This window comes from Pseudomonadales bacterium, from assembly GCA_013215025.1.
Taxonomy (GTDB): domain Bacteria; phylum Pseudomonadota; class Gammaproteobacteria; order Pseudomonadales; family DT-91; genus DT-91.
In genome coordinates this window covers 1-21,073 of sequence record JABSRR010000140.1, presented here as the reverse complement: position 1 = coordinate 21,073, position 21,073 = coordinate 1, and the positions used below count along the sequence as shown (strand labels likewise).

20 protein-coding genes are annotated in these 21,073 nt (G+C 40.4%); 2 read left to right on the top strand and 18 right to left on the bottom strand.

What is annotated here, in order from left to right:
* Positions 1-216: 216 nt before the first annotated feature.
* The 18 genes from HRU21_09285 to HRU21_09200 all read right to left on the bottom strand — a co-directional run bounded on the left by HRU21_09285 (position 217) and on the right by HRU21_09200 (position 19,900).
* Complete coding sequence (locus HRU21_09285; protein NRA42480.1) at positions 217-1,797, bottom strand: hypothetical protein; 1,581 nt, start codon at positions 1,795-1,797, stop codon at positions 217-219.
* 127 nt (positions 1,798-1,924) lie between these two features.
* Positions 1,925-2,545 carry a hypothetical protein gene (locus HRU21_09280; protein ID NRA42479.1) on the bottom strand — a complete coding sequence of 207 codons (621 nt, stop codon included), beginning with the start codon at positions 2,543-2,545 and terminating at the stop codon, positions 1,925-1,927.
* 1 nt (position 2,546) lies between these two features.
* Complete coding sequence (locus HRU21_09275) at positions 2,547-5,180, bottom strand: hypothetical protein (protein ID NRA42478.1); 2,634 nt, start codon at positions 5,178-5,180, stop codon at positions 2,547-2,549.
* 10 nt (positions 5,181-5,190) lie between these two features.
* Entirely contained in the window at positions 5,191-5,556 is a 366-nt protein-coding gene (locus HRU21_09270; protein NRA42477.1) for a hypothetical protein, read from the bottom strand.
* The gene (locus tag HRU21_09265) at positions 5,553-6,404 is read right to left on the bottom strand and encodes a hypothetical protein (GenBank protein NRA42476.1); all 852 of its coding nucleotides are present in this window, start codon (positions 6,402-6,404) and stop codon (positions 5,553-5,555) included. The genes HRU21_09270 and HRU21_09265 overlap by 4 nt, the downstream gene beginning before the upstream one ends.
* Positions 6,404-6,646 (bottom strand): hypothetical protein, encoded by a 243-nt coding sequence (locus HRU21_09260; GenBank protein NRA42475.1) that lies wholly within the window; start codon positions 6,644-6,646, stop codon positions 6,404-6,406. The genes HRU21_09265 and HRU21_09260 overlap by 1 nt, the downstream gene beginning before the upstream one ends.
* Positions 6,647-7,173: 527 nt before the next feature.
* Positions 7,174-7,653 (bottom strand): hypothetical protein, encoded by a 480-nt coding sequence (locus HRU21_09255; protein ID NRA42474.1) that lies wholly within the window; start codon positions 7,651-7,653, stop codon positions 7,174-7,176.
* Positions 7,650-7,985, bottom strand: coding sequence for a hypothetical protein (locus HRU21_09250; protein ID NRA42473.1), 336 nt, complete (start codon positions 7,983-7,985; stop codon positions 7,650-7,652). Before HRU21_09250 ends, HRU21_09255 begins: the two co-directional genes overlap by 4 nt.
* Before the next feature lie 158 nt (positions 7,986-8,143).
* Positions 8,144-8,515 (bottom strand): hypothetical protein, encoded by a 372-nt coding sequence (locus tag HRU21_09245; GenBank protein NRA42472.1) that lies wholly within the window; start codon positions 8,513-8,515, stop codon positions 8,144-8,146.
* A 1-nt stretch (position 8,516) separates the two neighbouring features.
* Positions 8,517-8,714 carry a hypothetical protein gene (locus HRU21_09240; protein NRA42471.1) on the bottom strand — a complete coding sequence of 66 codons (198 nt, stop codon included), beginning with the start codon at positions 8,712-8,714 and terminating at the stop codon, positions 8,517-8,519.
* Between the two features lie 568 nt (positions 8,715-9,282).
* Entirely contained in the window at positions 9,283-9,630 is a 348-nt protein-coding gene (locus HRU21_09235) for a hypothetical protein (protein NRA42470.1), read from the bottom strand.
* 307 nt (positions 9,631-9,937) lie between these two features.
* On the bottom strand, positions 9,938-10,585 hold the full coding sequence (locus tag HRU21_09230; GenBank protein ID NRA42469.1) for a hypothetical protein: 648 nt from the start codon (positions 10,583-10,585) through the stop codon (positions 9,938-9,940).
* A 31-nt stretch (positions 10,586-10,616) separates the two neighbouring features.
* On the bottom strand, positions 10,617-12,611 hold the full coding sequence (locus tag HRU21_09225) for a DEAD/DEAH box helicase (protein NRA42468.1): 1,995 nt from the start codon (positions 12,609-12,611) through the stop codon (positions 10,617-10,619).
* Positions 12,612-12,614: 3 nt separating this feature from the next.
* Positions 12,615-13,169, bottom strand: a complete 555-nt coding sequence (locus HRU21_09220) for a 3'-5' exoribonuclease (protein ID NRA42467.1) — start codon at positions 13,167-13,169, stop codon at positions 12,615-12,617.
* A 191-nt stretch (positions 13,170-13,360) separates the two neighbouring features.
* Positions 13,361-15,163 carry a PD-(D/E)XK nuclease family protein gene (locus HRU21_09215; protein NRA42466.1) on the bottom strand — a complete coding sequence of 601 codons (1,803 nt, stop codon included), beginning with the start codon at positions 15,161-15,163 and terminating at the stop codon, positions 13,361-13,363.
* Positions 15,160-18,336 carry a PriCT-2 domain-containing protein gene (locus tag HRU21_09210; protein ID NRA42465.1) on the bottom strand — a complete coding sequence of 1,059 codons (3,177 nt, stop codon included), beginning with the start codon at positions 18,334-18,336 and terminating at the stop codon, positions 15,160-15,162. Before HRU21_09210 ends, HRU21_09215 begins: the two co-directional genes overlap by 4 nt.
* 15 nt (positions 18,337-18,351) lie before the next feature.
* Positions 18,352-18,855, bottom strand: a complete 504-nt coding sequence (locus tag HRU21_09205) for a hypothetical protein (GenBank protein ID NRA42464.1) — start codon at positions 18,853-18,855, stop codon at positions 18,352-18,354.
* Positions 18,856-19,330: 475 nt separating this feature from the next.
* Positions 19,331-19,900: a hypothetical protein gene (locus HRU21_09200; protein NRA42463.1), complete on the bottom strand. Its 570-nt coding sequence runs from the start codon at positions 19,898-19,900 to the stop codon at positions 19,331-19,333.
* Positions 19,901-20,142: 242 nt separating this feature from the next.
* Here HRU21_09200 and HRU21_09195 point away from each other — a divergent pair, with 242 nt between their 5' ends.
* The gene (locus tag HRU21_09195) at positions 20,143-20,622 is read left to right on the top strand and encodes a hypothetical protein (protein ID NRA42462.1); all 480 of its coding nucleotides are present in this window, start codon (positions 20,143-20,145) and stop codon (positions 20,620-20,622) included.
* 87 nt (positions 20,623-20,709) lie between these two features.
* On the top strand, positions 20,710-20,949 hold the full coding sequence (locus HRU21_09190; protein NRA42461.1) for a hypothetical protein: 240 nt from the start codon (positions 20,710-20,712) through the stop codon (positions 20,947-20,949).
* The last annotated feature ends 124 nt before the right edge of the window (positions 20,950-21,073 follow it).

Here is a 21,073-nt window from a genome sequence, read left to right as displayed (position 1 = left end):
CCTTTAGTGCATAGTTTTCTATACAATATTTGTTAATTCTTTTATAACAATCATATTTGACTTCTGACAATTCTTGAACTCTACCATTCAATTTACATCGAGCTTTGTCTAGTTCTTTGACTTGTGCTTCGAGTCGTTTAACTTTTTTCTTATCGTCCCATAGACAAGCTCCCAAGTAAAGGGAAGTTATTAATAGGACAAGTGTTACAGCCTCAATCATACTCTAGCCTTTGGAAATGGGCGATCATAATATTCGCCATTGATACATGTAAGAATAGTTCTCGTACCATTAGCGTACTGAACGATCTGAGAATGGCTCCAAGAACTGGGGCCTTTATTGTAACCTTGTTCGAGATCACAGCAACATCCAGCAGTATAAACACCCTCATTAATGGCAGCTGAGTGAGTATGGCCAGAGTTTACTTTGATACCAATCTTCATAAAAGATTTAGGAGTAGCGCGAGCACCATTTAGACCTACATCTCCGTGCATACCACACTCGATACCGTTTACAGTAAATGACTCATCTTGTTTAAGGAACTTAACAGAACTATCGAAGTAGTTACCCATGTAACGCCAAGCGAAAAGATCTCTTGTCTCACCACAGTTCTTCATGTCCTTGTGCTGACGAATCTGAGATTCTAACAAATAGATCGCATTGTCAATGTCGGGTTCTTCGTGATGAGTTGTCTCACGAGCCCAACGATCATATGCGTTATCGTGATTAGACTTAACCACTACACTTTGGCACCAAGCTCTTTTAGTGCTATTTAAGAACTTACAAGCATCATTTACTTCTTTCTTAACTGATTCTCCACTCATCTTCTTCATGAACAATTTGTCGTCACGATTGTGATGATTACGAACTTTAAAGTCCAATGTATCATGGAAGAATTGATAACGAGGTTTTAGAGTATCGATAAGGTTCTTTTCTCCGAACCAGTTGGCTTCTGCGACTTCTTTGTTGAGGGTTGCATGATGAATATCACCCCATGTAATAGCGTCTACTCTGTGACCAGTTGTACACATGCCGTGCTCATATCGATCTGTGAGGTCGTAGAACGCTCCACAGCGTTCTGCCAAAATGTGTCTGGTGTGAAACTGTTTACCATTAACTACCTCCACTACTACTGCACCAATTTGATGATGAAATTCACCTTTGATACCAGCGTTCTTTTGAATGAAGTTTGCTTCAGTAATAGAACCAGTAGTCATGATATGCTTTGCAAGCTTACCTGGACGAGTAGGTACCGGCTCTTGTGCTACTTTTGGGTGAGGAATGATCGCTGATTTTTCACCAGTAAATGTTTGGTAACCGGATAAAGGATTTACAGCTGTTGGTAAAATATTTAAATTACCGAGCACTTCGACCTTATTGTTCAATGCTACACGATCGTTCACTAGATACCTTTGTATCTTACGATCATAATAACAAGCTTGAACTTTCTTTTGAGCATCCCCTAAACCACCAGCCCACTCTGAGTCATTGGTATTATAAGTAATGCCTGGGATCATGATCTCCGCATTGTGTGCCTCTGCAAAAGCTTCTAAGTTACGAAGGAAACCTTCATGAACCTTAGTTCCAATTTGAGCAGATGTGATCACAAAAGTCTTTCTTTCATAATGACCGAGTGCTTCACGTAGTTTTTCTTTATCTTGCTCCATAAGAGCTTCGTGGTACCAGTAAGAAACAATACGCCTCTTCTTACCTATGGCACGAGCATAGGCAGAAATAGAGCCAGCTTCTTTAAAACCTTCGATTATTTGCCTCCAATGAGGCTTATCTTTGTGTGCCATAAGTACTCCTTATTGTTCGTGTGTTAATATTGCACCAAATATGCACCATCCCCAACCTGCCGTTGGGATAGATGCTAAATATATTGCCCCGATTAAGAAGCATGCGCAGATAGAATTTTTAGGCATACTACATTCCAATAAATTCAGGTTTATCTCGAACGATTTGTAAACCATGGATCTTGTTACCGTCTTGATCAACAAGATGAATTGTAGTTCCACATTTCCGTTCGTATGTGATTGCTGCAGCGAGAATTGTTAGTATTTCTTCTGGAGTCATGTTGTCCAAAGGATCTTCATAGAACGCAGGAGCAACTGAAGCATCTTCTACAACTGGTGCTTGAGCCACAGCTTGAGCAATCTTTTGTTCTGCTGTTAGGTTTATTTCGTCATTTGGGTCTTTAGCCACAGATTTCTCCTTTTCAAATGGAGCTGGTTCGACCTTAACTTCCTTAGGGTCATAATCCAGCTTAGGGTTTTTGTTTACATGTTCTGGTTTAACTAGACCCATTTGGATAGCTTGATCCAATGGAATAGCCGCATCGTTCTGATCTTTGTTAGTGTTTACGAACTTACTTGATCCACCCGCATTGTCAGTTATATATACTTTGGGCTCTCTACGAGTTCTCTTTGGCTTAGGACGACCTGGTACAGCGAGTTTATCCGCTGCAAGTACGTTCACATCTCCGAATTGTCCCAGGGATTGTCCCTGGGGTACTGAGAACTCCGGCCATTGTTGATCGCTGGACATATTACTTTTCCTTTTTTACATAGTTTAATTGTTCAGCCAAGATCTCGTTCTTCAATACTTCAAATGGAACTAATAAACCGTCTGCATTGAAAACGTCTTTGGCTTTTTTATCCCAGTTTAGGGAGAGCGCACTATCTGCTGCACAAGACACATTTGGTAATACCTTGTTCAAACATTCGCACATAATTCTTTCAAGTTCTTTAGCAACCTTGGTAGCAATCTCTGGATCAGCAGTCACATCTCCAAGTATCTCATCGTGAACAAATGCCCATGGATGAAAGTTTCCTTTAAGAATACTTGTCGAATTTGGAGACCAGCATGCTTTAGCTACTTCGATTACCGCAAGAGTAGCACCCTCAGCACTAGGGCTTTGTAGAATAAATCCATTACTACAAGCAGCAAAAGAGCAATTCGGACGAACCATGCCCATGGGCGTTTCGTACTTGAACTTACTTTTCTTTTTGGTGGAGAAGTCATAATCTTTCATCTCCTTATTGATCATTCTTACCAGTTCCGCTTCCGGAGCAAAGATCCTTTCCCAGATCGCTTTGTATTCTTCAGCTTCCGAGATAGACATTTCGATGCCATAGTCCGCTGCGGATACGTGAGCAATCGTTTTCGCCCCCATTCCACCCAGTATCCCCAGACCAATTGGTTTTGCGGAGTTACGGTAATGCGCGTGGAAGTATTTCGGGACTGGATTACCTTTTTCGTCAATCTTGCCCTCATAGTTGCAGAGGAACTTATCCTTCGCTTTGTACTTATGGAACTCGTGGTAGATCGCTTCATCGTCTTCCGAGGAGATCCCTTTTCCATCACAGTCCTCACGGAACCATTGCTCTGACAAGTAAGCTCTTTGAGCTGCCAGGTACCCATGGGCATCCCATCCATTGTCGAAAATCTTTTTATATACTGATTCTCCGAAGATAGTGTAGGCTCTGTAAGCTGCGGATACAAATTCGAGAGACGAGTAGTCCGTGGATAAGATCCAATGGTCTTTTCTAGCTCTAAAACAGGTTCGGGCCATCTTATGGACATTTTGGAGATTTGCACTCGGATAGAGCGAGCCAGCGAAACCACTGGTTCTACCAGTTTCTTTAAGAACGTCAAAGTTCCCATGTACTACCTCCGCTATTTCACCTGTCTTCCTATTCGTCATACGAGGAAGCTCAGTTGTTTGTAATTTAATAAGAGATGCACGGTGAGCAAATTGTTCAAGCACAGGATCTTTAAAGGCATAAATATCTAACCATTCAGAATCGTGTTTAAGCTTGCTCCAATTTCTTGTTACAGCTTCAATTGCTTCTTCTTTGTTCTTACCGTTCTCTTGATAATAAGTGTAATTATTGAGAGTAGGATCAATAAATTGTCCTTTTTTATCATAGGCACCATCAGTGAAGTGAATATCGAAATCTCCTGGACGATCTATCCATAGAGAAATTATATGCTTCTTTAATTTTTCGCCATTGGTCTTGTCGTAATAACGTTCAATTTTGTTACCATCGTCATCAAGTACAAATTCTCCAGCAGCCTTCACGTATTCTTCAGCACCTTTCATTTTAGGTGGACAGTCGCATAGCCATTCGCGATTGAACTTGTCTTGCTTCTTCTTACAGCCTTCAACGTGGGATTTAGTAGCTCGTCTAAAACACCTGTCGTCGCATTTTAGTATACCGTACTCGTCTTTTTCTTTTGGACATCCTTTATAACAACTCCAAGAGAAAGAAGGGTGTGGAGGGTAACAAGGTTTTAGGAATCCCTTATTACGGTCCCTTTTAAGATAAATTTCTACCTTCTCAAAATCACTCCAGAACTTTTCGTCGTCAGTATCCGGAACATACGGTGGATAAAGGAGATTAAGCCTTTCCTTGGATAGTTGATCCTCAAGCATAGTTCTGAGCTCTTTGATCTTTTTAGGATCAGTTCTTACCCCTTCGATAGAGTATCTGTACATATGGAAGTCAAGAGAGCATCTGTGTGCTAATGTTTTGAATACATCAACGTTCAGTGCGTCTTTAATATGATTAGCTCGTTTAAGCTGCTCGTCCCATACAGTTAGAAGATATTTAGAATCATCGATAGCATAATCTCTAAAGTTACGGGGATAACGGGCAGCAGGTGTTCCATCAAGCTCTTGGTAGCGAGTTCGTACTGCATCTTCAGCCTCTTTCGATTTCTTAATGTCTTTACCCGTGTATCGTTCGAGAACAGATGCTAGATCATAATCGATCTTCTTTCCTTTTGCATCTTCGTCAAACATGTCACGAGGTGGTTCTGTTGCAATTCGTCCGGTAGTGGACAGGTTAATTAATTTTTCTACGAGGATCGTGTCAATGATTTGTCCTCGGTCATAGAGTTCACAGACCTTATCATAAAGATCTATGTTCTCATTTAAGAAAACCCACATATCAAATTTGGCATTGTGAATAACAATGTACTCTTGTTCAGTGGTGTAGACGTATTCTATTAAATTTCTTTGGTATTCGTTGTAGTTTTCGTCCCCATTAGCAATCAGGAAAGCACCTTGACCTTTATTGGCTAACGACAGACAGATGGACTTTGGTGCCAACTGCTGTGGACCGATCAAAGTGGTCTCGTAGTCAATGGCGTAAGCGTTTTCAATTTTGTATTGCATGGGGACTCCTTTAAACTATAATTTTGTTTTCTGCGATCTCTGGTAAACCATTAGGATACAGCATCGTAAGTAAGTCGCACATCAATGCGCGACCCTGACCATATGCCATCTTTTCATCAATTTGATCAAATAGTTCGTCACGGTCGTCGTAACCGGCTTGTGTTTGAGGGAACTTAGTATCTTGTGAGAAAAAGTTTCCTTTGTAATTAATAACGAGACGAATAGCACATTTATTATCATCTACGTGCTGATTCTTGTTATTGTTAATGTGGTTCACTTTGTGGATCAGCACCTGGCCAATATCTTCATAGTGAAATAGTTGTGAGAATACTGGGCAATCGCCTTCTACGAATGCTCTGAATTGTTTATCGTTCATTTTGGTTTCCCTGTATAATGATTTTGACCCCCCATGTGTACATGTCCTTGAATACAAATTGGACTTGGTGTTTGTGATAATGAAACAGCTTCGGTAACTCGTTCCATTAAAGCATCGTGCCTATTGTTTAGAGCTTTATACTTTTCGTTAAGAGATTTGAGTTCACGTTTAGAAACCCCAACAATATGGTCTTTTACTAGACTGAGTTCTTTATACTCTTTCTCAGCCTTAACAAGCTCTTTGTTCTGTTCGGAGATCGTGCCTTTCTGAACTTCTATGCGACCTTTGAGGGCTTTGTTTTCTTCCTGGACAAAAGCATAGTTAGCTTTGTGAGATTGAATAGTTTCATCACGTTCTTCAATGGTTTTCTTAAGCTCTACATTACGTTCAGCTCTTGCCTTGAGCTCCTTATCGAATGCTACTGCTAGATCAGCAATGTCATTATCTGGAGCTGCTGGAGCCTCTTCGAAACTTTTAATGATCGCATCTTTTTCTTGGATCGTTTCTTGTAGCTCCGTAAAAACTTGTTCTGAATACCCACCGAACTTAATGGCCAGGGTTCGTTCTTCTTTGAGCTTATTGTTTGAGTTCAATAAGACTTTGTACCCCTCTTTCCAATGATCTCGGTCTTTCTTAAATCCGATCACTTGGTTCTGGAGAATCTTTATCTGCTTTGCTTGTTTGGCCAACATTTGAACTTGGGCAGTTTGTTCAACGCCTTTCAAATGTTCTAAATAGTTTTTGTTGAACTCATCCATGATGTCGTCTGTAACATGTGGTTGAGGTGTTTCGAAGGTAGCGTAGTGCCTATCTCCTTCTTGGTGAAATTTTACTTCTGTTCCGTTCATTATCGCAGCCTTAAAATTTGTTCTGGTTTGTGGTTTCTGAATCTGTCATCGCCTTCCATGAATAATTGTATTCTGGCACATACTGAGATTTCCTCACGGTGGTTAATATCTATCATACACAGGTCAAGTAGTTCGGCATATTTATCTTTTGCATCAGCTTTAGTCTTAGATATAATTACCTTTAGATCTCCAGCTTTCATGTTAATTGTTGTTTCTGGATCTAAGTGACTTAGAATATCCATTGTTCTTCATCCTTTTTAAATTGAAAAGAATGCACAGCTTTGGCCCACCGTTTCCGGACTGTGCGTGAGGGTTCCAACATCATCGACATTGACTAGTGTTATCTTGTGTTGGGTTGTGTCGCCCTTTTTACCTTGTACATCAGCTAGGTAGTACACGACCACTTACCTATCAATGCAATCCGTGATAACCTCATAACGACGGCTCAGAGGAAAATACATCTTGGAGTTTTACGAGTTTTCCTCTCGTTGTTTTGCAGAGGCGTTCTATGTCGGAACATAGACTGGTACGCTTGACTTTCGCAGAGGCGGCTAACGTGGGATTATTCCACTAGTAGTCTTTCGATGGTCTACTAGGAAGCGACTAAGGAAACCACGCTAACTATTGCGCTTGACTTTATATAGATCCGTACGTCTGAAGGACGAGCAAGCTACAACTTCCTTGAGAGGGCAGTGGATCTGTTTTTAAAAGCCGTGACGTAGAGGGACGCAGGAATGCAGTCCTTTACACTCAAGAGGTCACGGGCGTATTAAGTTTCTTCTGTGATCAAGGTGTCCTTAAATTCTCCACCATCAACAGACACAGGAATATTATGGCCAGAACTACTATAGTGCTCTTGAACAAAGCTTGGAGCTTTTGAGAGGACATCTTTCTTCACAACTGTATTACGGAAAACCATACCGAAACATTCTTTCATGAGATCAACTTTCTCTTTTGCATGTTGTTCTTTAACTTCAACAACAGCTTCACGGAATTCGAGCTTAGGTGCTCTGATGTTAAGCATATTTTCAAGATGTTCGTTACTTGCTTGAAGTGATCTGTTTTTATCTTTTTCTTCACGTAGATCCTTCATGATCAGATTGTAATCTCTGGTTAGAGTATCATATGATTTTATCTTTTTCTCAAGATCTTTTTCAGCTTTATCACCTTGTTCGAGTCTTTTCTTGAGTGCGTCACCTACCATACTTGGGAGATTTGAATCAATTGCTGCGAGTAGTTCTTCTTTCATTTCTTTTCCTTTGTTTCATCAATAAGTTCTTCGGGCTCATCGTCCCATATATCTCTTTTTTCGGGGATCTTAAATCCTGCCTTCTTAAGTGCAGGGAGTACAGCGTCCTCAAAACATTTAGGACAACAATCAATAGACCAACCCTCTCTACTGTCACATTCGGGGAATACGTCTCCACTGAAGCTTTGTATCTTAGTATCTTGGTCAAACCAACTATCTCCTTCCTTCTGCCAGTTGACATCTTTACCACAACGATCACATTTAGTGTGGTCGTACTCTTCGACTACTCGCTCTTCTAGAGCAGGTTTAGTCACTTTTTTATTGACTCTCATCACGTACCTCCATTACTAATTTATCATCACCACGCCAATATACATCCTTGAGTGGATATTCTTCGTTACCGACCTTTACGATCACTTTTGAATTACGAGTAGGGTCGGCTGAAGCTTCTTCCCACTCCATCGATGTGTCAAGGAGTTCGTGAACTAGTCTACGAGGGGTCATACTTTACCTCTGGAATATGAGTCCATTTAAAATAGTCCATAGGAGATTCTACTTTGTCCAGAGAGTCTGTTATCTCATTATCTACTCTACGAGCTGTTTTAGTGTATAAACGAGTACCCTTTATTTCAGTGATGTAATACTTTATACCCCTTATAAAAAGCCAATCACCTTTCATTATGTCGTATTTTTCTTTAAGATCTATGAGGTATCCTATATGGACTCCAAAAGCAAAATCGTCACCTATGCCATAAGGTTCTTTAGTATGTAAATTAAGAACACTATTAGTCATCCCTTTTAATATAGTTATATGCTTTGGGTCTCTTTTGGGATACCCAAACAATTTGTTCCAAAGTTTCATACTATCCTCCTTTTACTAAATCTGGATTGTAGTTCTTAAAAGAGTAAACAGATTGTTTTACAAGTTCTTCTGTGACTTTTTTGTTCTGTTCGTGCATTTCCCAAGTAGTAGGAGTAGGAAATAATATCTTACAAAGTATTATGACTAGTCCAAAAATTACGCCTAGACCAGATAGTACTATCATTAGTTCGGGAGTCATACTGTTCTCCTTTTAAATATCCCAATAAATAGTTCCATATTTACTACGAATCCTTTTAACTTTATCTAACCAAACAAAAGTTCCGTTAGCAGTTCTTATAGGGAACCAAGCGAACCAAATGTCTCTTCCATAGGGATTATATTTCATACTGTTCTCCTTTTACTACATCGGTTGACGTTTGTAGACAAATTGTCACCATTTAATACTAAGTGGCTACATTTATTATAAAATAGATCTCGTGGACACGACTCCTAAAGATGGTGTACTTTTAACCACGTACCTAGAGAGAAGAGAGCATTCCTTATTGGGGTTTGCAAGGTACTATCACCGAGATCTAAACTGAACAGGTGGGGCTCGAACCCACGACCTACTCTAACAGGGTACTACCCTCGACATTAGTTATTTGAGTTGCTACTACCAACTGAGCTACTGTTCCTGTGTTGACGGTTTTGAGAGAACCGTCCTAAAACTCCGTACTTTTGATTCTAGGTGAAGGATGTACGACCCGTCCCCTAATTCCATGACCTACTAGGGGAGCCCTTATACGCTGTTTGTCATGGTATATCTTTTACAGAAACTGTCCGTAGAAATGGATAGTATTATTAGTCCTTTTAAGAACTTCAATTCTGTCATGTCCTTCGAAAGTCATTTCAGTGCTGTCGTGAAAAATAACACTGATGCGTAAACCTGGACCAGAGTTAATAAAAACATTATGTCTTTCCAGCGAATATTCAATAAGATATTTTTCAGCTGATTCTTTTAAAGCTTCCATCTGCACTTCAAGAGCTAGAATACTATCTTTTTCTTCCTGTAAGTCACTGATCTCTTTTCCGATCTTAGCATCTTTTTCAACAAGCTTTTTACGCTTACATTCGAGATTTACGATCTTTTCTTCAATCTGTTCTACTCTGTTCATCTTTCTGTCCCACATTGTTCGCACTTGGACCATCTACGGAGCATTTCTGCACCACAGCCCTTGCATTCGATTATTGTATCAAAGAGTTTACACTCTGACTTAATCTCCGACATTGACACTGTTGGTGTAACTGTGCCATTTCGCTTCCCTTCGTAGTAAGCACCTTTGTCAGACATGATGGTTTCAGATCCATCTTTCTGTTTAACGATCTGATAGCCGTGTTTATTATCTCCACGGCTGATCGCTTTAAGGGTCTCGGTGCGAACTTTATCTGGCTGTTGCTCACCAAAGTTCACCATGCCCGACATTAACCAATACCGAGAGCAGTTTGATATGATGGATGAAGAGTGTTACCGTATTTAGCAACTACTTCTTCACTGAGCTCAGATGGGTCCGGTGCTTCGAGAACAAGAACTTTCGTAAAGATCTTAACGTTACCGTTTGCGTCTTTCTTCTTCTTGTCTTCTTTACGATTTGTTTGATAATCACGGATAGATTTGATCTTCAATAGACCACCTTTCCAAGGATTATCACCAACCCATTCGAAACCTTTTTGATCTGCTGTAAGCTTACGTTCACCATAAGCTTCTTCCCAGAGTTTTTCCCACTCTGCGTCATTCTCTGCATCAACTTCTGAGAAACGGTGTGTGCGCTCAATACCTTTACAAGCAGCAATGTGTTCGCTCATGTACTGCTCCATCATGGAGTGATTGTCATCGTACTTCATCATTGTGTGGACAGGTTGGCCTTCAATGAAACTCGGAATACCACCGATCTCTTCAGATTCAATAATCTGGATTGGGGTGAATGTAGAGATTGCGAAGATCCCCTTTGAACTTTCCGATACTTTAAAGCTCTCAATACGACCGATGAACTCACCGTACATGTTATTGATTACTGTTGACTTAAGGCCGCCGCCTTTATTTGCTTCTGATGCACTTTTGAAAAATCCCACTTGGATCTCCTTTTTTACTTAATGTACTTAATTACTGTTCGAATCTGGACTTCAGATCCTTTATTACTCTTTGATCAATATCTCTCGCAATAATGCCCATCTCCTTCATAGCTGCACTTGATGCAATATGAGGCTGATGTTCATAGTTACCGTATATGAGCTTATTCGGAGATCCGGCTTGGTGCTGGAACAACGCATCCGCTAATACGGCTGAGAACATATTATGATCAAACTTATTTGAGAAGTTCGTGACGTAAGTTAATTCGTCATAAGGACTTCCTGTTCTGTGGTTCCGTCCTATACTTTGTTCTGCTCTATCAGCTTCCCGTGGGAACTGTAGAAAGTAAACGTGTTCTACTGGTTGAGCATTGATACCTGCATTGTAAGCATCAATACTTGCAACCAATATTTTACTTTTGTGGTATTCTGAATTATTCATGTTCTCGTAACCCTGTTTACCAGAGTCACAAAGAACTGAATCTAATCCAGCTTCCTGTAATACTTCATGGCACCACTTGCCCATTTCTTGGCGTTTGTACCATATGATCACACCACCACGTTTCTTGGGTAAACTCTTCACCCAATTTAGTACTGCCTGGATCTTGTAATCACAAACCCTTACGGCTTTTGAATCTCGAACCAAGCGACCCTCAAAGTCTAAAGCTTTCATGACTACCCAAGCATCGTAAAGATCAGATCCTACATGCTCTGCACCGTGGTTCTTCATTGAAGTGCCTAGTAACAGAGGTGTGTCTAAACCTTCACAAGAGAAATCTCTTAACCAGATTCTAACTTGTCTATGATAATCTTGGGCAGCTCTATGGTATTCTTTAGATCTTTCAAGCAAATCTTCGGCATCCATGATCGAGAGTTTTTTACGCTCTGCGATCACTTCAACCGTTGGCCACGTTAAGGAATTGTAGAACCCAGCCGTAAGCTCAAAATCATATCTGAACTTATGAATCGCGAAGTCAATAATGTCTCCGTCTGGGCTTGTGTCCATATCGTGCAACTGTTTAATAAGCTCCTGTAATCGAGGCATTCCTGGGTAATCGTCCGGTACTTCTACAGGTTGATTACTGAATGTAATAGATGTTCCGAGATCTCCGTCACCTACAGCAAACACTACTCCGCTTGTGGTACCAAGGCGGTGATTGTACGCTTTCCGATAACCTGCGATGTCGCGTTCAAAGTTGTTACCGTCTCTATTGGCCCACAGTAGCATGGGATGAAGAACAGCACTCGAAGTGAATTCACTGAAGGTTGTGTCGATGACAGCTTGCCAATTGGATAGCTCTGAATCAGTATCCGGAATAGGGGCTTTGTCCTTAAGGCACCAACGCAATAAGTGTGCGTAGTCCTTTATTCCTTTCTTAGCCATAGTTCCCGATAGAGCTATGAATTCAGTCTCTGGATGTTCAACCATCCATCTATTAACTCGCTTATATCTTGAGGAAGTTTTGTTACTCAAGTTGTGTGCCTCATCCGCAATTATCAGTTGAGGAGCTATGTTATTAATCAGATCATCCGTATCTACAATCGATAACTGTGACCAAGACATTATGAACAAACCAGATTTTTGCTGGGATGCTTTAAGTCTATTTGCTTTTGTTTTCCCAGACAGAACATGAACTGGTAAGTTCACGGGCATCTGTCTTCGGAGCCATGGTAGTACTTTTTCAACAGTCTGCAATGTGAGCTTTGGTGGAATCAGTAGGATAATCTTTCTGAGCCCTTTCCTGTACGCTGCACATGCACAACCGATAGATATTAAAGCTTTACCTCTACCGACCCCAATGTACCCGAATAGTCCACCATTACGGAGATATGCAACAATCGCTTCGGACTGTGTGTCTAGTAATGATTTAATCTCTGCACTGGGGAGTAGCGTGGCCTTAGAGAACTTATCATGTAAATGTAAGCTCAATGGCCTGTTGATTGGAGCATCTAGTATTCGATTCATCTCGCGCATCTGGAACTCTTTTAATCGGTCGGGTTCAAGACCAGCGGACATGTCGAATGGCATAGTTTACTCCTTAATTTTTGCTAATTTCTTTTTAGCCTTGATGATCCATCGTGCTTGATTGATAGCATCATCTAGGGCGTTGTGATTGTTAGCTTTGGATCTACAGTCAATAAGGTTCGTTACAGTACGGCAGTCCATTACAGACCACCATGACCAAGGGACTTTCATTCCAAAATCTTCTAAAAGAGATTCTGTTCTAACAATGTCAAAGGTAGTACCATGCGCCCAAATCTTTCTACCTGGGTATTTAGTTCCAATGAACTCACATAGGTCTACGAGTTTCTCTACGGTCTCAGCAAAGTTATTGGCTTCATTTTCATCATCATGGACTATAGGACAAACAGTTTTCTGTCTCTGCCACCACTTAAGTGTACTTGCACAGATAGTTCTACCATTGTCGATCTGAGGCTGTACTGGTAGTTCACAATAGAATGAGTCTGCACAGGGGTTGTTCTCCGAGACTGAAAATACTGTAACACCAATCGATAGGATCACTGCGTTGTTATTTGTCCCTAATGTCTCAATGTCGAGCATGAGCTCATAATCATCTGGTTCCATCTTCTTCCTTTGGTCTTGTGAACTTATAGTACACTTTGTTAATTGTTTCGTTCTCTTCCACTTCAGCGATTTCCCACTGATCATATGTATCGTCGAGCCAACAGAGCATGAGAACGCCTTTGAGCCATTCCCACGCTATTTGTCGGTGTTGAGGATCATCGAGAGCGAATGTTCCCGAGATCTGATACATTTTAGCGACCCGAGTAAACTGTTACGTTACGATCTTCAATGATCGCATTGAGTAAAGCCTGTTCTTCATGGCTATAACCACATGCAATAATTGTGTAACCTTTGAGCTCTGCAAGTAAATTCTCCCGAGCTTGACGGAACATATCTTTACGTTTGAAAGCATCGAGCTCCCAGTAAGATTCTGCACCAGCTTCACTTGCTAATTGTGCACTCTTAAGAGCGAAGATCTCTTGGAGTCTTATGTAGTCACCTGGGACTCCACCTGCTGGGTAACAATCGATAAGGACTGTAATTCCAGTTGATCGGGACTTGTTAAGTTTCTTGATAGTGAAATCGGCTTGAGTGCTTGTTTTAGGAGTACGAGCCGCCTCAAGTTTCTGATCGATTTGTGCGTGTTTTTCGGCATCAGTCTTCTCCGCAAAAGATTTTTCTTCCTGTTCAGCTTTCGCGGCTGTTTCAGCTTCTTCCTCAGCTTTCTTCTTGGCCTCAGCTTTCTTCTTGGCCTCAGCTTTTTCTTTACGTTCAGCTGCTTTACGCGCTTTCTCAGCATCTTCCAATGGTTTAAGAAGAGCTTTGAGATCATTAATTTTTGAACTGTTCGGAATTTGATCTTCCATGCCAGCTGCAATGAGACCATCTGAAAGCTTCTTGATCTCTGCTTTGTACTCTTTGATCTTCACGGCATCAGACTTAGATTCTGCCACTTCTGTTACTTCTTCAACAGTCTGTGTGTTATTTTCTTTTGCAGGTTCTTCTGCTTGATTTGTTACTTCTTCGGTTGCAGTTGTGTTACTTGTTTGTTCGATTTCTTCGAGAACAGCAGCTTGTTCACTTGTTGCACCGGTTGACATATTAAAAGCCATTTTTCCTTCATCCTTTTTTAAGTGTTGCTCGACTTTAAGTTCGAGTTCTTTGATTTTCATATTTGTTCTACGCTTGTACGAATCGGGAGATTCTTGCGCCATACAAACACTACGATAAGGACAACCATTATATTTACCACATGCACTGATGTCACGGGGTAATTGTGAGGTCGTCATTTCACCTCTATGGATCTTGAGTCGATACTCTAGTTGTCCAAGAGATTGTTTGTAAACTTCATTCCAAGTTTTTTCACAATCTGCATATGATACTACACCTTGAACCTTACGAACCTGTGGTCCGTTTTTCTTAGGATTAATCATGAACTGATTGTGACATACGTTGATCATCTCCGGTATCGGTAGTCCGGACATTTCGCTGTATTCTTTAGCCCACCAGTAAGCATAACATCGCAATTGTCTGTCTTTACCTACATAGCGTTCTGAATCTGGGTCTTCATTTGTAGTCCAGTCAAAGCTAGAACAGGTCTTGTGATCCTCAATGTCGAATCCAAACGCATAGTCAATCTTGAGAGTAAAGTACATGAGTTCATGTATTGGAATTCTTTTCTCAAATTCAACAATTGCATTTGGTTCTCTGACAAGTACTGATTTATCAATACCCATCTGAATGGCTTTCTTGAGCATAGTCTGCTCATCAGAGTTCAACAGGAATTGGGCTTTCTTACCGAAATAGTCGTAAAGAATCTCCCAGCCAGGTTGGTACATGACTGGTTCCTTACCTGTTCTTCTACTGATACCATTCTCGTCCACATCGAGGTAGATCTCTATTTGCTCGTGAGCAATAGAACCCTTACCTGTAGATTTATTTGGTGGCTGGGGCAGGTAGTCAATTGAACTATAGCCCCATTTGCGAGTACAATCTTTTTCAGTATTACACTGACTGATTGAGCTTGATTTAGGTTTAAAAGATCCTTCATTCATTTTGTCACCTTATATCTTGGAGTTCTATTAGATGGGCAATAAGAACGCTCTACTGTAAACTCTTCAATCATACAGGTCGACGGTTCTCTCTTACTGTTAGGTTTACCAAAGATATTGGGTCTTGACATTACTGAACTTAACTTTTGGCCAACAGCTCTTTTTGCATCTGCTGATATTTTTGTATTTTCTTCATCAGTGTAGATCTCTATTCCAGAATCTAGTCTTAGTACATCTGATTGTCCCTCTGAATCAAGTAATTCAAAGATGTCAATATTGTTAAGGTCGTTACCAAGGTTTCCAGTCTTTTCAACTACGAAGCAAATTGTTCTAAGAATGTCACTATTAACATCACTCTTACTAAGCATTCTCTTACGTAGTCCTAGGGAGATGTCTGGTAGGCCAAATATCTCAGTAACTATGTAATTGAGTATACTAGTAGTCTGAGGGAATCTGTGGCCTTCTTCGAGATCTTTTGAGGGTTTACCATGATCGAGATATTCTTTCATGATAGTGTAGATCGCTGACATAATCATCGGGCGATTGTCTTTGATCCAATTAACGTGACCTCTTGGATAGCTCTTGAACTTGTAACCGTATGGCTTTTTACGTATAGAAATATACATAGAACGCTCTGCCATATCCTTGGACATTGCCATGCCGTTGGTAGTTACGTATAAAGATACTTTGTCAGTCTTTAGAGTGGTACTGGCCTTCATTGCCTCACGGTGACGCATGGTATCAGAAGTCAGCATTGATTCAATAAAAGAACTACTAAGCTCTTTCATTTTTCGGTCCGGCTTCATGTTATCCATAATGATCAAGTTATCGCCTGCTGCAACAGCACTACCGAGCTTATCATCAAGAGACCCAATAGAGGAGTCGTCCTGGGTGATCTTAGCTGGACTATCTGCATAAGGAACTGTGATAAAATCAACTAAAGTGTTCTTACCTGCACCTTGAGCATCTGCATCAACGTACCATACTGGTCTGTGATTTCCTTCAAAGAAATCTGCAAAACACATAGCTGGTGCGAATAAAGCTGCAATTGATCGAGATAGATCCGATTCGTTGACAAATTCAAAATCTGTAAATAGACTCAAGATTAGCTCCTTGGCATCATTAAGATCCATGAACCCATAACCTTGAACTGGTTTAGTAATTAAACAAGCTTTTTCATCATCGTACTCCATTATTAATTCTGCGCCATTGTCCAATTCCTTGAACACTGGTACTTCTGACATAATCTCTACTTCCCTAAGTTCCTTTAAGAACAGATGGGATTTAATTAACTTATTACATGAATCGTTATCCAAGGGCTCTACCTTGAACAGTCCTTTTGCGTCTTGCTTAACAATAGCAATGTAAGGCTGTATGATAGAAGGAAAACTGCTTACCTCCACAGGTATCAAAGTTGATTCTGTAGGATCAAAGTAACTAACCTGCTTACGATAGGCATAAAGAGATCCAAATGCTAAATGAGGAATATCTTTAGTCTCACCATTCAATAGTTTGCCTAATTTGGAAGCGTACTTGAATATCTCTAATTTCTTAAGAACTCCTGGACGATATTGCATATCAGCAGCTACTTGATCAAGAGAAACTTCAAGCTTCTCATAGTCCTCTGGTTTCTCAGAGTTTGCTGCTTTATAGATCTCCTTATCTATAGCCTCTAAAAGATCTGGGTCAGATCCATCGAAATCTACTTCTTTAAGAGATTCAACATTTCCTTGGGCTCGCTCCTTACGCTCTTTAAATTGATCAGCTATGTATCGTTGGGCGTTAACACATCCNTTGTAAAGGGCTTCTTGGATGTCNCCTTCGTAATGTGCTCCTCCTTCTCTACACGAATCAATAAACAGATGATATAGTTCATCAACTGACAAAGGGTTTTTCCGTTTGTTCCTCTTGACCCACTCACCAAAAAATTCGGGGATAGCTTCGAGTAAGGCTTCTTTAATCCCTTCACTCGGAGTTTCAGCCAACCCTTCTGCCAACGGGGTAGCGAACTCTTCTCCAAACTGTTCAACAATATTTTTACGCATTCGGCTGAACTGATTGGGCTTGTCTGGAACTGTAAATTCATTAAGTTCATCAGGGATCTCCTCTACTAAAGATGATTCTAAAACGTACTTAGGGTACACTTTTGTGTACCATTCATCCCAGCCTGTGCTTTCTTCAACCCACATGGCGTATTGCATATTGCCTGCACCAGTATTCCCCTTGCTAGCCCAATCGACACGTACTGTTCCTGGGCACCTAACAAGTGAAGAGGAATCAAATAGCACCGCTGTGTCCGGTGCGTTACCATTTTCCTTATTGTAGCCAAAGTCAGAAAACATCTTAGCGATCAATCTTGTGCGTTTCTTGTACTCATCATTGTCTGGCGCGTCAATTCTGATCCATGCGTGGATAGATTTGTTACCAGTAAATATGAGTGCTTCGTAAGGGAGATCTACTACATTAAGTAAAGAGAACTGCTCGTTCAAGTCAATCGTATCGAATTCAAGTACCGCGTATTTAAAGGAAACTACATTATCCTGTTTCCTTGAGCCCTTAATTGGGTTCACCGTTATGTACTGTTCCATACGATCACCTGCAAACGGATCGATGACAGCACATTGTCTTGGATCGCAGCAAGTTCCGTAAGTCTCTCCTTCTACAAGCAAAGTTGTTAGTGCAAGTACATGATCAACTTTGGTATTTTCTGGAAATTTAATATCCTCGATCTCGTCGGGGAGATAGTGATCTGGGAGCTTGTTTTTGTTTCGTCTTATTTTATTGTTGAACTCAGCGACCTTACTTGTCTCCACATCTCCGAAATACTGGGCATATTTAGATTTGTCGTAGCTATCTCCTAAGTTCTCTTTTACCATGTAGACCAATGAGCCCATGGTCAATCGGCCGTCAGCCTCTAGTCCAGCATCGTAGAACTTAGTGTAAGTAAAGTCCTCGTCGTAGAATTCGTTCTGACTTGAGAATTCGTCAAAGATGTCAAAAGCTAAATCTTCATCATTTAGTTCGTATTTTAGAATAGGCACCAAGGATATCCAGGAATCATATTCAAGACCTGTGCCTTCGTTGTCAATGTCGTTAAGGAGTGCTCGTATATACCCAACCTTATCGCTAACTGCTTTAGTTGTAGTAATGTTACTTGCGGAACTATATATTCCCATACGACCTCCTTATGTTTAACTGCTCATCAAAAAGGAGATAAGCTCGTGCTTGGTAATATCTTTATCTAAGAACTGAAGTGCACCGAGTGCTGTGTCGAAAGCTTTTTGTCTACGTGGATCATCGAACGAGATTTCCAGGAATTGTAATTCGCCTTCCTCTTGCTTTAAATAATCTGGAATATTAGTAGCAGTTACAGGTGCTCCAGGAGAGTAGCCTTGAGCCTTTTTATACTCCGGTGTAAATTGTACTGGGTTGGATTGGCCACTTACATGTGGTGGGCAGTCCAGTAGTGTTTCTCCATGAGGAGTTTTCTCAACGTGCTCAAAGAACTCTTCATCCAATGATGTAAAGCGTTGATTAAGTTTCTTGAGATTTTCTTCCCAAGCTGTGAGTCTGAGATCTTGTTGGCGTAGATGGGCCATTAATGCCTTACCATGAGTTCCTAAGGAGGGCCCATCGCTTAATACTTCCTCGAGCTCGTCAAAGCTCATTGTTTTACGTTGTTGGTTTTGTGCCATGATGTGTCACCTGTGTGTTTAATAGATCTTTTAGTTTAGATACCCCCTGGGTGTCCCTGTAGAGAATTTTAGAGTCGTTTGAAGAAATTTTGGATATGTTTTCGCAGCCTTCTGCACATAAATGGTATGTCTTGCGCTCATATGGCCCAGTTTTACATCTTGGGAAGAACCTGCGTACAGCGTAGTTCTTGAATACAGATATTACTGTGAAGCACAGAGTTATGCCTGTGACATCCCATACAGTTACGGGCAAGTCGAACAAAGGGTAGATTAAAAGTCCGGCTAACCAGTTAATAATTGTCCCAGAGAATGTGTTGAAGTTCGCTTCTATGAATGATTGAACTTTGGACTGCATACGATACCCCCCTCTGTGATTATTTCATCCAGCTCAGAATTATCTCCTCTAATAATTAAGGGATTTTCTAGGACTCCAACTTCAACCAAATCTTGTACACTTGGACAACTTATGATATTTTTACTTTTTTGCATTTAAAATTTTTTCCTTTTTTTGTTTCCATAGATAATCCTTGCGTAGCCTCATGGCCATACCGATCGCATCTATGCAGTGCTTGTACTCTGTCATTGACATGTTCAAGAAATCTTCTTTGGGTACAGCGTATTTATTGGTTCCGGAGCCTTTTATAATCGGCTCCTGTCCAAGTGATTTAAGTATCTGTGCTTGGTGGGCGTGCTTTTGAACTGATCCTTTCCACTCTTGAGGTAAAGCGATCTGAATGCCCTTACAGTGTTGAGAATTGGCCAAATACATACAGCCAAGTCCACTTGATCTTGCAAGCTTAATAAGAGATGCTGGGTTCGACTTTTTGTCGCCAGCGTAAACTTTTTGTCCTTCTACCATTGCGATAAAATCATCATACAACTCTGCACCGGACTCAGCTAAGTGCGCTTTGCACTGTGTGAGTTCATCGCTGTTGCGTGATTTAATCACCCAAGCATTTACTTCTGTACCATCGAGATTGATGGAGCCAAAAGCTTGGTGCTTGGTATCGGGATCACATCCAACAAAGAGTTTGATGTTGTTCATGATTTTTCCTTTTTGGTTTCTTTTTCTTCCCCTGTATCGCACCATTTTTTAGATTTTTTGTTGTAAATAACTTGTTTATAATCACTTACATATGGCGTTTTTTAGCACTTTTTGTAGGAAATATTAGCACCTTTTTTCGACAAAATTAAAAAACTTGAAAAAAAGTTAAAAAATCGATTTGCATTGTACTTAATTAGGTGCTAATATGTATGTATCTACTAAATAAAACAAAAGGAAAAATCATGATAAAACCTAAACATATAATATGGTTGATCTACGTATTCATAATTGTTACTTGTGTGGCTTGTGCAATCAAAAAATATAAAAGTAGTCTAAATGCTCCTAGCGAGACTTATACGATAGAACAGGCCATAGAGTGCGCTATACTGGCTGAGGAATCTGGTCAATACGAATATGGAGATAACGGTAACGCCTTGGGCATTTTACAAATACATCCTATAATGGTTCGAGAGGCAAATAGGTTGTTACGTAGACAGGAGTTTGATGATTTGGATCGAATAGATATAAAGAGGTCTAAAATGATATGTTTTGTATTTTTTGTTGAACAAATTCGCAGATACCGCTTGCGTTATGGTAAAATGCCTCCTATAGTAATTTTAGTCGGTTCTTGGCAGTCCGGAGCAATTGAAACTCCAGCTAAGAAGTGGTACTATAAGAAAGCCAAGAAAGCTTGGTATAAAGTTAAAAATGGAGAATGCTAGAAATGCAAGAAGAACTTCAAGTAAACGCAGACATAATGTCTTGGTTAGAAAATCAAGCAGACCAAATAGAGACAGAGGGGCAAGGTGATGAATGAAGAAGAATTATGGATCAGGCACAACAGTACTCCGAAAGAGCTCGAAGAGATTGAACAGTGGATGATTGAACGTCATACATTTAAACGCCAACTTGAGGAGGCTAGAGAGTTAATTGAAGATGCAGTTACACAGCTAAGTTATTACTCAGCTTGTGCTGGGACTCAAGCCACTGAGTTTCTAGACAGGAACAAAGATCTAATTGAACAACTAAAGGAGAAAAACAATGAATAAACAAGAAGGAATTAAATCTAAACAGTGGGAAGAGATGCTGTCAGAACTAAAACTTGAAAAATGTGAAATACAAAAAAAAATCAACATAAGAGTAAATTTTTTAGAAAACAAAAGTGAATCTAAT

What these genes read in the sequence shown, in the direction of transcription:
- HRU21_09285 (NRA42480.1), bottom strand. Translation starts at nt 1,797, where the DNA reads ATGGCACACAAAGATAAGCCTCATTGGAGGCAAATAATCGAAGGTTTT.
- HRU21_09280 (NRA42479.1), bottom strand. Translation starts at nt 2,545, where the DNA reads ATGTCCAGCGATCAACAATGGCCGGAGTTCTCAGTACCCCAGGGACAA.
- HRU21_09275 (NRA42478.1), bottom strand. Translation starts at nt 5,180, where the DNA reads ATGCAATACAAAATTGAAAACGCTTACGCCATTGACTACGAGACCACT.
- HRU21_09270 (NRA42477.1), bottom strand. Translation starts at nt 5,556, where the DNA reads ATGAACGATAAACAATTCAGAGCATTCGTAGAAGGCGATTGCCCAGTA.
- HRU21_09265 (NRA42476.1), bottom strand. Translation starts at nt 6,404, where the DNA reads ATGAACGGAACAGAAGTAAAATTTCACCAAGAAGGAGATAGGCACTAC.
- HRU21_09260 (NRA42475.1), bottom strand. Translation starts at nt 6,646, where the DNA reads ATGGATATTCTAAGTCACTTAGATCCAGAAACAACAATTAACATGAAA.
- HRU21_09255 (NRA42474.1), bottom strand. Translation starts at nt 7,653, where the DNA reads ATGAAAGAAGAACTACTCGCAGCAATTGATTCAAATCTCCCAAGTATG.
- HRU21_09250 (NRA42473.1), bottom strand. Translation starts at nt 7,985, where the DNA reads ATGAGAGTCAATAAAAAAGTGACTAAACCTGCTCTAGAAGAGCGAGTA.
- HRU21_09245 (NRA42472.1), bottom strand. Translation starts at nt 8,515, where the DNA reads ATGAAACTTTGGAACAAATTGTTTGGGTATCCCAAAAGAGACCCAAAG.
- HRU21_09240 (NRA42471.1), bottom strand. Translation starts at nt 8,714, where the DNA reads ATGACTCCCGAACTAATGATAGTACTATCTGGTCTAGGCGTAATTTTT.
- HRU21_09235 (NRA42470.1), bottom strand. Translation starts at nt 9,630, where the DNA reads ATGAACAGAGTAGAACAGATTGAAGAAAAGATCGTAAATCTCGAATGT.
- HRU21_09225 (NRA42468.1), bottom strand. Translation starts at nt 12,611, where the DNA reads ATGCCATTCGACATGTCCGCTGGTCTTGAACCCGACCGATTAAAAGAG.
- HRU21_09220 (NRA42467.1), bottom strand. Translation starts at nt 13,169, where the DNA reads ATGGAACCAGATGATTATGAGCTCATGCTCGACATTGAGACATTAGGG.
- HRU21_09215 (NRA42466.1), bottom strand. Translation starts at nt 15,163, where the DNA reads ATGAATGAAGGATCTTTTAAACCTAAATCAAGCTCAATCAGTCAGTGT.
- HRU21_09205 (NRA42464.1), bottom strand. Translation starts at nt 18,855, where the DNA reads ATGGCACAAAACCAACAACGTAAAACAATGAGCTTTGACGAGCTCGAG.
- HRU21_09200 (NRA42463.1), bottom strand. Translation starts at nt 19,900, where the DNA reads ATGAACAACATCAAACTCTTTGTTGGATGTGATCCCGATACCAAGCAC.
- HRU21_09195 (NRA42462.1), top strand. Translation starts at nt 20,143, where the DNA reads ATGATAAAACCTAAACATATAATATGGTTGATCTACGTATTCATAATT.
- HRU21_09190 (NRA42461.1), top strand. Translation starts at nt 20,710, where the DNA reads ATGAATGAAGAAGAATTATGGATCAGGCACAACAGTACTCCGAAAGAG.